Genomic DNA, 14,670 nt, shown 5'->3' with positions numbered 1-14,670 from the left:
CCAACTTTCTGCCATTCACTTAATAACGGTCATCATCCTGTCCTGAGGCATTCGTTTGGATGATGCGTACATAAAACGTGTCCTTCACGGCTTCAAACGGTTTTCCAGCCGGAAGCGTCGTGTAGACTTCCACTTTCGCCACACCCGCTTTCACTGGAATCAACTCTTTTCCTGATCCACTCACTTGAACATAATCTTCGCCGGATACAATCTCCATGCGATAGTCACGCCATGTCGAAGTCGTAGGCCAGTACTCAAGGAGCGGTAGTCTTGGTGCCGTCCCTTCCCCAATATTGATTGTCATGTCTTTTGACATCAATTGGTTCGGGTATTCGTTGACGCGGACAACCGACGTGTTCGAACGAATGTTTCGTAACGCATTGTCATCGAATGTCGTCTGAATCAGAATGTCTGTCACGACACCATTAGTTCCGTAGCCATGATTGGCACGTAATTCATATCCTGTCGCACTTTGTGTCACCGTCAGAGCAGATGGGATGGACCCGATTCGTTCAAACGGAATGGATACGGTTGGTGTTGAGGTCACTTGAATCGAGGCGACTTCATTTACACGTTTTTCTTCGTCCAAACTATCCCATACCCAAAGGTCGAGTTGGCTCGGCGTTTGGCTCAAGGATGGTGCCTTGACTTGGATGGTAAAGACGGTGCTCAGAGTAGCGATATTCAAGCCACCGAAGAGGTCACCGACATCCACAGTCGCCTTAAACTGAGTCGTACCTGGTTTCAGTCCAATGATGTTCAAGTTGTTTCCAACTTGTTCAAACTTCACACTATCCCCGGATTCGACGACATAGCGAACCGACTTGTATTGAGCCGTTTCGGGCATGACTTTTGGTGTGACGGTAGTCGTTTGACCGACATATAGCTCTGTCGACGGGATGGCGAGTTGCTCAGGCGGACTGATGACATTGACTTTCGACTCAGCTATGACAAGAGGTTTCTTATCGCCCGGATCGATTGTCAATCGCAATTTCGCAGTTCCTGTTTTCAAACCGGTCACAATCGCATTGTTTCCTTGGGTGACGAGTTTCGCAACACCGTTCGCATCGATGATTTCCCACTTCAAGCTTTTCCATTTCGGGTTCGTAAAGGTGTTGCCTTTCGCATCCGTGATGGTCGGACTCACAATCTGCTGTGCCCCGATTTGTAACGTGACGTCAGGAATCTTTGCTTCGTACGCGTATGGCGCCCCGATATTGATCAGCAAGTCTGGGAATGACGATTGAACTTCTAGTTCCTTATCCCAGTCATTGTGCTTATCTAAAATGTGATCTTGCTTCTTCGAATATTCAATCAACGTCGTTAATTGGTTATCCGCTTTTTTCAATTGGATGAGTGAAGCAGAAGGCTCGATGGCTCGAACGACTACTTCAAACTTCACGGTTCGATTTCCACTATCGTTCGGGAGGAAAATGTTCGTGTTCCCGTTTCGTTCATAGTACAAGTCTGGTTTCAGCTGTAACTTGATTTCATTCGGGTTCGTGACAGGATATTCTTTTCCGTTCGCATCACGAATCGCCACGACTTCGAGTTGGCTTGGTAGTTTTTCTGTGAAGGTCGTTAAATCCACTCGTAAAAACTTATCGCCCAACTGATTCGGTAATCGGTCGAAACGTTCCGGATATTGAATTTGATAGTGAATCGTTCCCGTTTCGTATAAGTTGATTGTCGACGGATCAATCGAACGGGACACTTGAATCAAGTCGGAAACATTCTCCGCACGCTTGACGTTGATGGTGAACGTATCGATCACCTTCGCATTCCGTTGATCGGACGTCTCGATCTTCACTTCAATCGGTCGGTCTGCGACAACATCCGCTGCCGGAATCGTAAACTCTTTGACTTCGTAGTTACGTAAATTCTCGAATGCGACCTGTTTCCCGTTATACGTGATTGTTGAGTTGAGGAACAAGTCTTGGAAGTCATAATCACTCGGTCGCCACATCAATTTAACGTCTTGTCCAGCAGTCACTTCAACAGTCCCGGCTTTTAAATCAGCAGAGGTGTAGGACTGGTTTGAATCACTGACGGACTCAATCACGTTGTAAGGTTTATGATTCGCCCCGATAAAGGCACGATACATCGTATTGATAAAGATTTTTTTCTCATCTTCTACCGAGAACTTGTTCGTGTGCCCTGCACCAGAGTAGGTGAAGTTGTTTTTTGTATACGTATAGTAATGATTGTTTGCATCTCCGTATACACGATTTCCACCTGTTGAATACAGGTTGTACCAAGGCGTCACATCCGGATCATTCAAATCGAGTGTGAAATATTGGTTATGGGTATTTGAGATATTTTTAATCGAATCGTCGAGGCGATACGGATAAGAAGTGAAAATCCCATCCTGTACCTTGACTGCCTTATTGGTTGTTTCAGGAGCACCAAATCCCATGTTCGTGTACATTTTTTGCCCTGAGATATTCAGTGAAGGATTGGCATTCACAAATTGACGTTCCCACTCGGACGTAGGTGAGGATGAACTATTCGTACGGAAAATCGTATCGTGCGTCAACATGACGCCTTGTCCTGTTTCACTGAAACGTTTGACTTTCGCAGTGGCCGCAGCATTCATGCTTCCATAAACGTTGTACGAATCCTGGAACCCAAAGATCAGCATATCGTAGTCGTTTTTGAGTAATGCCTGGTCATAAGTCCCACCCTCAAACTGACTCGTTGTACCGTCCGTTAAATTGAATTCATAATTCCCAGCCGGGTCCACTAACATGTTAGATAGATAGCTTGAAATTCTTCCGTTCGTGCCGGTTCCTGCAGTGAGCTGCAAAATGTTCGCTTTCACTTTTTCATCGAGGTAGAGAATACTCCCCTTCCGATAGTCCGCACGCCCTGTCAATGAATCCTTGACGACGAGCATCCAGTTCTTCGGTCCGCTAAACGTCGGACGCGATAATGTGAAATTGAGCGTTCCCGATTCTTTTGCCTGTTGCTCAATGACTTTTTCATCCGCATCAAATCGATCGTTATGGTCGTAATCAATATACAATTCTACGAATGCCGAAGGAGTCGGTGGTTGCGATAAAGTATAGGCAAAGTTGATTGGATGACGGACACCATCTTTCACTTGAATCGTCTGATTGCTAATCGACTGATTGTTGTACTTCACTTCAGTTGATTGAAATCTCGGACGGGAAATGGTGAGTTGATTCAACTGCTGCGCCATCTCACGATCGACATTCTGTTGATCATTTCGATTAAAGACTTTCACGTTCGCATAATCACGTTGATAGGCTGCCAAGCGTTTTAACTGTGTATCGCCGTTCGCAGCATCCTCATGCATCAGAAGCGGCAAGCCGACACGGATAACTGTATTGAATAGTTCCGTAGCTTTCAATTCTGTCAAATCGTTCAATTGATTTGTCGTGTCATGATTTTTCGAGTTGACGACAAGCGTCCCATTTTTATATTTCTCAGTTAAAGGACTGCTCCCAATCATGACCGCATCGAATGCACCTGTCATCGGAAAACGGGATGCGTTAAATTGTTTAATTGTCATGAATTGCGCATTCACTTTTGCAGTATTTACATTCAGTGAAGCACGATACAAATTCACCGCATTATTGTATTCAGTCACTGAAAGTACTTTCGAAGCAGTAAAAGCATCACGAAGAACCAACACGTTAAAAATCGGTTGATTGGTCTCCGCAACTACTCTCTGTGGAATAATGGATATGATTAATACGAGAACCGCTATGTATTGCATGAGTTTACGCAATGAATAGTCCTCCCTATTTTTAGTCTTCACTACTAATTATCCCACCCACTTGGAAAAATATACATCTATTTCTTTGACATCAGGTAAATGTTTTAGCTTAGGAAACGTCTCACTTCACTGATGAAATAAAGAGACCCGGTCACAATCAACGTCTCGCTTGTCGGCAACTCGACCCAATTCTGTAGCCACGCTTTCCATTCGACAAAGCGCGCTCCATCTTTTTCTAGTTGTGCTTTCGTTCTCGCACGTGGAAAGTCGAATGTCGTTTCGTAAACGTCTCCAATTTCTTGAAGGGCGTGAATCATCTTGTCACGGTCTTTATCTTCTAAAATCGCCGTCAACACTGTCACGTCTGTCTCATATTTGGCTTGTAAAACCAAGGCCTCGATGCCTTCCGGATTATGTGCCCCGTCTAAAATGATACGCGGTCGTTTGGAGACGAGCTCATACCGCCCCGGATGTTGTGCTCGCTCGAGCCCTTTTCGGATAGCATCATCACTCCAACAGAGGTGCCGTGCCACCGCCACGGCACACGCCCCGTTATAGGCTTGATGATGTCCTGTCAATCCGAGCACGACAGATGGCATATTCTCATACGTCACGACGGTCTCTGCCCCGTCCACAATTTTTTTCACGAGTGGACGAACATCATGAATGGAAGAACCTACATCGTCCCCTTTTTGATGCAACAACTCAACCAATCGTTCCTCACCGATACTATGGAACATCGGGACATCGCGTTTCATGATGCCGTATTTCTCTTGTGCAATCTCTTCAAGCGTATCGCCGAGAATGCCTTGATGGTCATGTCCGATTGACGTGACAATGGTCGCAAGTGGATGCGTCAACACATTGGTCGAATCAAGTCGTCCCCCGAGACCGACTTCCCAAATGATCAAGTCAGGACGTGTGTCATCAAAATAGCACCATGCCATCATCGTCAATAGCTCAAACTCCGTCAGCGTCTCTCGCGCCTCGTCCGCACAGGCTTTGACACGGTTCGCCACGTCGACGAGCGCGTCTTCAGGAATCGGTTCCCCGTTCAACATGATCCGCTCCTCGAACTGAATGATATAAGGGGAGGTGAATGTGCCGACAGATAAGCCGTTCTCCATCGCCATCGCCCTTAAAAACGCGACGGTCGACCCTTTTCCGTTCGTCCCGGCCACATGAATGGATGGACGTTCTTCTAACCCTAACTGTTCAATCATCCAGCTCATCCGCTCAAGACCCGGTTTGATCCCGAAGCGAAGCTGTCCACTCAACCAATCGAATACATCTTGTCTCGTCTTCATCTTCCACACTCCTACTGTTTACACTTCTGTTTCATCTTATCAAAATTCACGACAGCCGTTATGGAAAACAGTCTGTGCTATACTCGAAGCGAAGAGGAGGCATGCGCCATGACAACTGACTGGAACTTCGAGGCGACGTACCTCGAACTACGTGACATCTTTTACGACCGCGGACCCATCCATCCGGTCGACAATCCGACACTCGTCTTGTTTAACGATGCATTAGCCGCTTCGCTCGGCCTTGATGCGCAAAGTCTCAAACAAGACATCGATTTACTTGCCGGCAATCGTCAAACAGAGACGTCTTTCTCACAAGCATACGCTGGACACCAATTCGGCAACTTGACGATGCTCGGGGACGGACGAGCCCTCATGCTCGGGGAACATGTGACTCTGAACGGGAAGCGTGTCGATGTGCAACTGAAGGGATCCGGACCGACGGAGTATTCTAGAGGTGGCGACGGACGAGCCGCACTCGGGCCGATGGTACGCGAGTTCATCATCAGCGAAGCGATGCACGCCCTCGGCATTCCGACGAACCGGGCGCTTGCCGTCGTTCAGACAGGGGAAGCCATCATGCGTCAAGGTCCGAAGCATGGAGCGATCCTGACCCGGGTCGCCTCAAGTCATCTTCGTGTCGGAACATTCCAATTCGCAGCAGGCGCCGGCTCCATCGATGACGTCATCGCTCTTACTGAAGTAGCAATCAAACGACACGATCCAGACTTGATCGATGCACCGAATCGCTTTGAACAGTTCCTCGGACGCGTCGTCGAAAGACAGGCGAGACTGATTGCCAACTGGCAACTCATCGGGTTCATTCATGGGGTGATGAATACGGACAATATGTTCATCAGCGGAGAAGGTCTAGATTACGGACCATGCGCGTTCATGGACACGTATCATCCGGAGACGGTCTTCAGCTCGATCGACCGAGATGGACGTTACGCCTATGCGAATCAACCATATATCGGGTCTTGGAACCTCGCCCGACTGGCGGAGACGTTGCTGCCGCTCCTTGGCGAAACGAAAGAAGAAGCGGTTGATGTGGCGAACAAGCAACTCACCCGTTATACCGAGTTGTATAAAGAAGCGTACTTTACCGGACTCGCACATAAGATTGGCTTATTCGTCCGAAAAGATGGTGACGATGAGCTAGCGGATGAACTGCTCCGCTTGATGATGGAGACGGAGGCAGATTATACGAATACGTTCCGCTCGCTGACGCTTGGTGAGATTGAATCTCTCCCATTCGCAACTCGGGAAGACGGTAAGGTCTGGCTTAGTGCTTGGCGTAAACGCCTGAGTGAGCAAGGTCTCCCGGACGAGGACGTCAGTCGAATCATGCGCCAATATAATCCGGCCGTTATTCCTCGAAATCATCATGTCGAAAAAGCGATTCAAGCAGCAGAACGCGGTGACTTCGGTCCGACCGAGGCGTTACTCACCATTTTGCGTGACCCATATAACTACGACAAACCGGCTGAATATGTATCGGCAGGTCCACCACGAACGTATCCGTATCAAACGTTTTGTGGCACGTGATGAAACAATCCCTCGAACACTTCAATCTGTCCGAGGGATTGTTTTACCTTACATTTTAATTCAAAGACCAAAATGAATCATATCTTTCCCTTCATCTCGCGCCTTGATAATTTTTATAATCAGCTGCCCCAATTCCGAAGTAGCCTGATTGTTCATTCTATTCAACACGACTTCAAAAAAGAATGATAAAGATGCATGCGGAATCAATGTAATGCCGCACTCATCCAATCCATGGCCAGGACAATGATATGAGTGAAAGAATGTGCGCATGTCACTTAACTGTTCAATCCATTGCTCCACTTCTTCCCCATCCACCACAACACATCCGTATCTTTCCGGCATATACTGCACATGAAGCTCTTCCCCATGAATGGAATCGATTATTCCAAATTCGTGATAATAAGACACAATACTCCCCCCATATCTTTATATACCAAAATGAACTACATCCTTTCCTTCGCGTTGAGCTGAGAGAATGAGGGTTGCCAAGTCATTCAACTCCTCGGCATGAATGAAAGATTGTGATTCTATGACAATCTCATAAAGATGTGGCAAAGATTCGTTTGGGATAATGGTTATGCCGTGATAACACAATCCAAACCGAAGGCGATCGTATGAATGATAGTAGGTACGTACAATCGAACACGCCTCCATCAATTCCTGGATCGATTCGTCATGAACCTTCGTATATGTAGGATGATTTGATACGTAGACTGGTAAACCTAACTCTCGATGCCATGTATCAAATTCATGGATTGGCAAAATATATGACGTCCTTCCATCGTTTTTTCTGCTCCAACTTGAATTTGAAAAATGCTTTCTTTATTTCCTACTAAATGGATTTATAATAGCCTGTCCCTGTTCCATCAAAGCCCATCTTTTTGTAGAATACGTGTGAACCCGTTCGTCGATTTCCTGTATTGACCGCTATTTTCATTATGTCATGTTGATGTGCCCACTCTTCAACATGATTCACTAAAGAAGCCCCGACCCCATTTTTTTGATGAGATGCCTTCACTACAAGAGCAATGATTCGAATGTAGGATGCATCTACTTCATAAGACACTCCTCTAAAAAAACCAATCATCCCTACAATTTCTTGATTTTCCACCGCTACAAATGTGTGATAATTCGAATCTTGTTGAATATTCATCAAACGGATTGCCATCTGCTTTTCTGTAGTCGGGTATCCCAACTCTCCCATTAATTCTGACAGTGCAGCTACATCATTCATTTCAGCAGTACGAATTCGTAGAATCATTTCCTTTCGATTGAGCAACAGGCCTCCTCCTTTTCATCGGTTCTATAAGTGTGCGTGTTCATCTTTACTCCGGATCATGAAACGGAAACGATACAGACGAAGGTTCCGGTAGCGAGTCAGTGAGTACCAATAACTCTTCTTCTGAGATATTTCCTGTCACGATAATCAGTCTTCCTTGTGATAAATAGTATAAACCGTTCCCATATGATTGTTCCAAAACATACGGTTCTGGCTGTTCCGACATCTCCCCTTCTACTTCAGTGAAAGAATCCGTCACAATGATACTGATGAGGCGTGTCTCGTCATATAACGTCCAAAGCTTCACCGACCAATCGCTACCTGAATAATCCGTACTGATGGCCTCCATCTCTTTATTAGGAAGATCTAATCCGTGAACGAACGCTGATGATGTTTCTGGAATCCCGAAACGTTGCATTCCACGCTGCGCCCACTCATTTCTCACATCGTAAATGAATACGCCAAACGGGTTCTCACGGTCAGGGACGGTCATCGCAACTAAACCGATTCCTCCGACCATCGTCTCCGTTAAAATGTGATCTTTCGATAAATGTCTCGTCGACCCATCTTCATATTGAAGGGTCGTTTGTGCCACAACGGCATCTGAAATCTGTTTCGTTCTTGCTGGCACTTCAACAATCGTCGTCCCCGTCACTTCTACGTCTGGAAATTGGGATTCATCAATCACTCTCTCCTTCTCAATCTCTTCCAAATCCATCACATCCACTGTTTCGATAGATTTCGTCTCTTTTGGTGTCATACACCCCGCTAGTCCCAACACAAGAATACATATTACCCCGATTCGTCTCATCTCATATCCCCTTTTCTACGTCCATCTCTCCAAATTCTACCAAAACACAAAAAAACCTTCTTCAGAGAATCAATCTCCAAAGAAGGTGTGAGTCTTACTTACGCAACTCTTCCAAACGGGCGCGGACCGCGTCACGCTTGTCGAGGTAGTCTTTTTCTTTTGCTTTCTCTTCGTCGATGACGTGAGCCGGCGCCTTGGCGATGAAGCCTTGGTTTCCGAGTTTCTTCTGCACGCGCTCGACTTCTTTCTCATACTTCGCTACTTCTTTTTCAAGACGAGCGATTTCTTCTTCGAAGTTGATGAGGTCTGCGAGCGGGATGAAGAGCTCCGCTCCCGTCATGATCGCGGACATTGACTTGTCCGGAGCCGTGAGACCACGTCCGATTTCAAGCTCTGTCGCATTCGTGAACTTGCCGATCGTCATTTCGTTCGCGCTCAAGTAACCTTGTGTCGCATCATCACTCGTCGAGATGAAGAGCTGAATCGGTTTCGACATCGGTGCGTTCACTTCGGCACGGATGTTACGAACCGAGCGGATGACGTTCATCACGGCTTCAAATGCTGGAACCGAGTCTGCGAAATGAAGATCGTCGCGACGAGTCGGGTAGCTTGCACGAACGATTGAATCGCCTTCGTGCGGCAAGTGTTGCCAAATTTCTTCTGTGAGGAACGGCATGAACGGGTGCATGAGACGCATGATCGAATCGAGCGTATGCGCGAGGACCGAACGTGTCGTGTGCTTCGCCGCTTCATCCTCACCATAGAGCGTGAGTTTCGCCATCTCGATGTACCAGTTACAGAACTCTTCCCAGATGAAGTTGTACAAGTAACGACCAGCTTCACCGAACTCGTACTTGTCGACGAGGCGTGTCACTTGGTCAATCGTGTCGTTCAAGCGTGTCAAGATCCACTTATCAGCAAGCGTCTTCTCGCCCGTGAGGTCGATGTCTTCGACTTTGAGTCCATCCATGTTCATGAGCGCGAAACGACTTGCGTTCCAAATCTTGTTCGAGAAGTTCCATGTCGACTCGATCTTCTCCCAATAGAAACGAAGGTCGTTCCCTGGTGTCGAACCTGTGAGGAGGAACCAACGGAGTGAATCCGCTCCGTATTGGTCGATGACTTCCATCGGGTCAACGCCGTTACCAAGAGATTTCGACATCTTGCGTCCTTCCGAGTCACGGATGAGACCGTGGATGAGGACATCGTTGAACGGTTGCTTCCCTGTGAACTCGAGTGATTGGAAGATCATACGCGATACCCAGAAGAAGATGATGTCGTATCCCGTGACGAGCGCGCTCGTCGGGAAGTAACGGTTGAAGTCCGGTGCGTCCGTATCCGGCCAGCCCATCGTTGAGAACGGCCAGAGTGCTGACGAGAACCATGTGTCAAGAACGTCTTCGTCTTGTGTCCAGTTCTCACTGTCCGCTGGCACCTCTTTCCCTACATATACTTCACCTGTCTCGTTATGGTACCAAGCCGGGATGCGGTGGCCCCACCAAAGTTGGCGGCTGATACACCAGTCGCGGATGTTCTCCATCCAACGGAGGTATGTGCCTTCGAAGCGCTCTGGGACGAAGTTGACTTTCGTGTCGTCGTTTCCTTGTGCCTCGAGTGCCGCTTTCGCGAGTGGCTCCATGTCAACGAACCATTGTTTCGAAAGGTATGGCTCGATGACCGCGCCTGAACGCTCCGAGTGACCGACCGAGTGCGTGTGTGGCTCAATCTTCACGAGTGTGCCGTCCGCCTCTAGGTCTTTGACGAGTTGCTTGCGGCATTCGAAGCGGTCGAGCCCTTCGTACTTACCAGCATTCTCGTTCATCTTCCCGCCTTCGTCCATGACGAGGATGCGTGGAAGCTCGTGACGGTTTCCGATTTCAAAGTCGTTCGGGTCGTGTGCTGGCGTGATTTTCACGCAACCTGTTCCGAACTCCATGTCGACATAGTCGTCCGCAACGATCGGGATCTCACGGTTCATGACTGGAAGCATGATTGTCTTGCCGATGAGGTGTGTGTAACGCTCATCTTTCGGGTTCACGGCAACCGCCGTATCACCGAGCATCGTCTCGGGACGTGTCGTTGCGATTTCGATATGACCTGAACCGTCAGCGAGTGGGTATTTCATGTGATAGAATGCACCCTCGACTTCTTGATAAATGACCTCGATATCTGAAACGGCCGTCTTTTGAGCCGGGTCCCAGTTGACGATATATTCGCCACGATAGATCAAGCCTTTTTCATAAAGACGGACGAATACTTCTTGAACGGCTTTTGAGAGCCCTTCGTCGAGTGTGAAGCGCTCACGCGAGTAGTCGAGACCGAGACCAAGTTTTGACCATTGGTCGCGAATCGTCTTCGCATACTCGTCTTTCCATTCCCACGTCTTCTCGAGGAACTTCTCACGTCCGAGGTCGTAACGCATGACGCCTTCTTCACGGAGTTTTTGCTCGACTTTCGCTTGTGTCGCAATCCCGGCGTGGTCCATCCCTGGGAGCCAGAGCACGTCATAGCCTTGCATACGCTTGAGGCGTGTCAACAAGTCTTGGAGCGTCGTGTCCCAGGCGTGCCCGAGGTGAAGTTTCCCCGTAACGTTCGGTGGTGGGATGACAATCGTGTACGGTTGTTTCGAATCGTCCTCGTCTGCTTTAAATACATCGTTTTCTAACCAGTAGTCGTACCATTTCGATTCCGTCGCACTTGGGTCGTACTTCGTCGGCATGGTGATTTCATTTGTCTCATGGGCCATGTGTAGCGCCTCCTCTATCTTATTGGTGAACACAAAAACGGCTTCTCTCGTCCTATATGCTAAGGACGAAAGAAGCCGTGATCTTCCGCGGTACCACCTTAGTTCGCCAAAAAATGGCGCCCTCAAAATCGAATAACGGTCGATGGACCGAACTTTCCTACTCCATTCAGAAAGTCAGCTCCGAGGCGACTTCCGCGTCCATCCCTCGCAACCTTTCACCAAGCGGTCGCGTCTCTAAAAGGAATGGAGTATGCGTACTACTCCTCATCAAAGCCATTCATCGTATCTGTTAAATAATTGTAGCGACAGAAACGTCAGCAGTCAAGATTAGAGTGAAAACTCTTCTTGAAGCTCCTTGAACGTCGCCTCGACCGCTGCGATTGTCTTCTCGATATCCTCGTCCGTATGAGCCGTCGATAGGAACAATCCTTCGAACTGTGACGGCGGCAAGAAGACGCCGCGAGCTGCCATCTTCTGATAGTACGAGCGGAACATCTCAAGGTTCGCCGATTTCGCTTTCTCAAAGTTCGTCACTTTCTCGTTCGTGAAGAAGAAACCGAACATCGAGCCGGCACGGTTCGTGTCGTGTGGGATGTTGTATTTCTCACCGGCCTGTGTGAAGCCTTCAGCGAGACGGTCTGCCTTACGCTCGAACTCGGCGTAGTGCTCCGGTTTGAGTTGCGAGAGTGTCGTGTAACCGGCAATCATCGCAAGTGGGTTACCCGAGAGCGTACCTGCTTGATAGATTGGACCTTGCGGTGCGATCTGTTCCATGATTTCACGTTTCCCGCCGTAAGCGCCGACCGGAAGTCCGCCGCCGATGACCTTACCGAGACACGTGAGGTCCGGTGTGACACCGAAGTACCCTTGTGCACAGTTGTACCCGACACGGAAGCCCGTCATGACCTCATCAAAGATGAGGAGCGCGCCGTTTTGTTCCGTGATTTCACGAAGTCCTTCGAGGAATCCTGGTTGTGGTGGCACGAAGCCCATGTTTCCTGCGGCCGGTTCGACGATGACCCCAGCGAGATCATCACCGTATTTTTCAAAGGCGACGCGGACTGCGTCCAAGTCATTGTAAGGAACCGTGAGCGTATGGCTCGCAAGCTCTTTCGGTACACCTGGTGAGTCTGGAAGACCGAGCGTCGCGACGCCAGACCCGGCTTTGATGAGAAGCGAGTCACCGTGTCCGTGGTAACATCCTTCGAATTTCAAAATCTTTGTCTTCCCGGTATAGCCGCGTGCGAGGCGAAGTGCCGCCATCGTCGCTTCCGTTCCCGAGTTGACCATGCGGACCATCTCGATCGATGGGACACGGTCGATGACGAGTTCTGCCATCTTCGTTTCAAGCTCGGTCGGCGTCCCGAACGTCCAGCCTTTTTCAGCTTGTTCTTGGATTGCTTTCGTGACGACCGGATCACGGTGACCGAGGATGAGTGGTCCCCATGAGAGGACGTAATCGATATATTCGTTGCCATCGATGTCATAGACGCGTGAGCCTTCACCACGTTCGGCGAAAATTGGCGTCATGCCGACCGATTTATAGGCACGGACCGGGCTGTTGACACCGCCTGGCATGAGTGGACGAGCTTGTTCGAACGCTTCCTTTGAGCGCGTTTGGTTGTATGTCATGCGTAGTCTCCTTCCAAATAGCGACAGACGTCTTTTGCGAAATACGTGACGATGAGATCGGCACCGGCACGTTTGAATCCGACCATCGTCTCCATGACGATGCGTTCTTCATCGACCCAGTCGTTGAGTGACGCGGCTTTGATCATCGCATACTCACCGCTCACGTTATACGCCACGATTGGCATATCGAGTGAGTCGCGCATGTCACGGATGATATCCATGAACGCGAGAGCCGGTTTGACGATCATGAAGTCGGCACCTTGTTCCACGTCCGATTGTGACTCACGGAACGCCTCACGACGGTTCGCCGGGTCCATCTGATACCCTTTGCGGTCGCCTTCACCAGGAGCCGATTGGGCAGCATCACGGAACGGTCCGTAATAGGCTGATGCATATTTGACGCCGTAGCTCATGATTGGAATGTGACTGAATCCGTTTTGGTCGAGACCTTCACGGATAGCCGCGACGAATCCATCCATCATCGAGCTTGGCGCGATGACATCGGCACCCGCTTGTGCTTGCGTAATGGCTGTCTGGACGTGAAGTGGAAGTGATGCGTCGTTATCGACGTCCCCATCTTTCACGAGACCACAATGACCTGTCGACGTGTACTCACAAAGGCACGTATCGGCGATGACCGTGAGCTGTGGCGCCCACTCCTTCACTTTACGAATCGCTTCCTGGACGATGCCGTGGTCATGATACGCTTCGCTGCCTTCCGGGTCTTTATGTTCCGGCACACCGAACAAAAGCACAGATTGGAGACCGAGGTCGACGATTTCTTTGATCTCTTCTTCGAGTCGGTCAAGTGAATAATTGAAGACGCCAGGCATCGAGCTGACTTCACGTTTAATGTTAGTCCCTTCAATGATGAAGAGCGGGTAAATCAAATCTTCTTTTCGAACATGATTTTCACGTACGAGGGCACGCATCGACTTCGATGAGCGAAGACGACGGTGACGGTCAAACTGGTTCATGAAAAATCCTCCCCTACACACTGTATTAATGCATCCATAGTATAACATTCTGGCACTCGTACCGGTAATGTCGACACTTGTCGGACGGCGCGTTCGGTCACTTCGCCAATGGCGTACCACGTCCCGTTGAAGTGGGACAAGTGTGGTGTGAGCGCATCGACGGCCGACGGACTCAAGACGAGTAACGCCTTCACCGTCTCGAGTTGTTGTTGTTGGGCCGAGGTCAATCGGATTGGAATCGTCTCATAGACGACCCAGTCACACACGCAAGGCAGCATCGACATATGTGACGTGTTCGCCAAATTGCCACGTGCAAACAAGACGACATCATCGGTCGAAACAACGTCAGATAACTGCTCAAAAAGCGCCTCACCCGTATACGTCTCCGGCATGAGCGAGACGGTAAAGCCCTCCGCTTCAAGCGCCCGCTTCGTCTTCTCCCCGACAGCGGCGACCTTGACGTCACGCGTCAGATTCCGAAGGGCTTGCACCGCGTTTTGACTCGTGACGACGAGCCAATCGAATCGTTCCACGGGTGGCGGTGTATGCGTCTCTCTCGTCTGAATGAGCGGGACATGATGAACGGAAAGACCGCTCGCCTCGAGCCGTGCCCGTTGCGAAGCGGTCATTC

Annotated in this window: 10 protein-coding genes and 1 other annotated feature; of the genes, 1 reads left to right on the top strand and 9 read right to left on the bottom strand. The window is 49.2% G+C overall.

Features of this window, described 5'->3' with window-relative positions; translation table 11 throughout:
* Positions 1-19: 19 nt before the first annotated feature.
* Complete coding sequence (locus F3H97_RS01910) at positions 20-3,754, bottom strand: DUF5057 domain-containing protein (protein ID WP_230872788.1); 3,735 nt, start codon at positions 3,752-3,754, stop codon at positions 20-22.
* A 92-nt stretch (positions 3,755-3,846) separates the two neighbouring features.
* Entirely contained in the window at positions 3,847-5,049 is a 1,203-nt protein-coding gene (locus F3H97_RS01905; protein WP_196430423.1) for a bifunctional folylpolyglutamate synthase/dihydrofolate synthase, read from the bottom strand.
* A gap of 108 nt (positions 5,050-5,157) precedes the next feature.
* Here F3H97_RS01905 and F3H97_RS01900 point away from each other — a divergent pair, with 108 nt between their 5' ends.
* The gene (locus F3H97_RS01900) at positions 5,158-6,594 is read left to right on the top strand and encodes a protein adenylyltransferase SelO (protein WP_196430422.1); all 1,437 of its coding nucleotides are present in this window, start codon (positions 5,158-5,160) and stop codon (positions 6,592-6,594) included.
* 60 nt (positions 6,595-6,654) lie between these two features.
* Here the strand turns inward: F3H97_RS01900 and F3H97_RS01895 are convergent, their stop codons facing one another.
* The 7 genes from F3H97_RS01895 to F3H97_RS01865 form a co-directional block, all read right to left on the bottom strand.
* On the bottom strand, positions 6,655-7,002 hold the full coding sequence (locus F3H97_RS01895; protein WP_196430421.1) for a short-chain dehydrogenase: 348 nt from the start codon (positions 7,000-7,002) through the stop codon (positions 6,655-6,657).
* A 424-nt stretch (positions 7,003-7,426) separates the two neighbouring features.
* The gene (locus F3H97_RS01890) at positions 7,427-7,873 is read right to left on the bottom strand and encodes a GNAT family N-acetyltransferase (protein WP_196430420.1); all 447 of its coding nucleotides are present in this window, start codon (positions 7,871-7,873) and stop codon (positions 7,427-7,429) included.
* A 46-nt stretch (positions 7,874-7,919) separates the two neighbouring features.
* Positions 7,920-8,684 carry a hypothetical protein gene (locus F3H97_RS01885; RefSeq protein WP_196430419.1) on the bottom strand — a complete coding sequence of 255 codons (765 nt, stop codon included), beginning with the start codon at positions 8,682-8,684 and terminating at the stop codon, positions 7,920-7,922.
* A 94-nt stretch (positions 8,685-8,778) separates the two neighbouring features.
* On the bottom strand, positions 8,779-11,430 hold the full coding sequence (locus F3H97_RS01880) for a valine--tRNA ligase (RefSeq protein WP_196430418.1): 2,652 nt from the start codon (positions 11,428-11,430) through the stop codon (positions 8,779-8,781).
* Positions 11,431-11,488: 58 nt separating this feature from the next.
* Positions 11,489-11,710: a binding site (T-box leader), on the bottom strand.
* A gap of 47 nt (positions 11,711-11,757) precedes the next feature.
* Positions 11,758-13,062: a glutamate-1-semialdehyde 2,1-aminomutase gene (hemL, locus tag F3H97_RS01875; RefSeq protein ID WP_196430417.1), complete on the bottom strand. Its 1,305-nt coding sequence runs from the start codon at positions 13,060-13,062 to the stop codon at positions 11,758-11,760.
* On the bottom strand, positions 13,059-14,039 hold the full coding sequence (hemB, locus tag F3H97_RS01870; RefSeq protein WP_074037524.1) for a porphobilinogen synthase: 981 nt from the start codon (positions 14,037-14,039) through the stop codon (positions 13,059-13,061). The genes hemL and hemB overlap by 4 nt, the downstream gene beginning before the upstream one ends.
* Positions 14,036-14,668: a uroporphyrinogen-III synthase gene (locus F3H97_RS01865; RefSeq protein ID WP_196430416.1), complete on the bottom strand. Its 633-nt coding sequence runs from the start codon at positions 14,666-14,668 to the stop codon at positions 14,036-14,038. The genes hemB and F3H97_RS01865 overlap by 4 nt, the downstream gene beginning before the upstream one ends.
* Between the last annotated feature and the right edge of the window lie 2 nt (positions 14,669-14,670).

Source organism: Exiguobacterium sp. SRB7LM, from assembly GCF_015712685.1.
Classification (GTDB): Bacteria; Bacillota; Bacilli; order Exiguobacteriales; family Exiguobacteriaceae; genus Exiguobacterium; species Exiguobacterium profundum.
The sequence above is the reverse complement of the archived record's forward strand: the minus strand, read 5'-3'. Positions and strand labels throughout refer to the sequence as shown.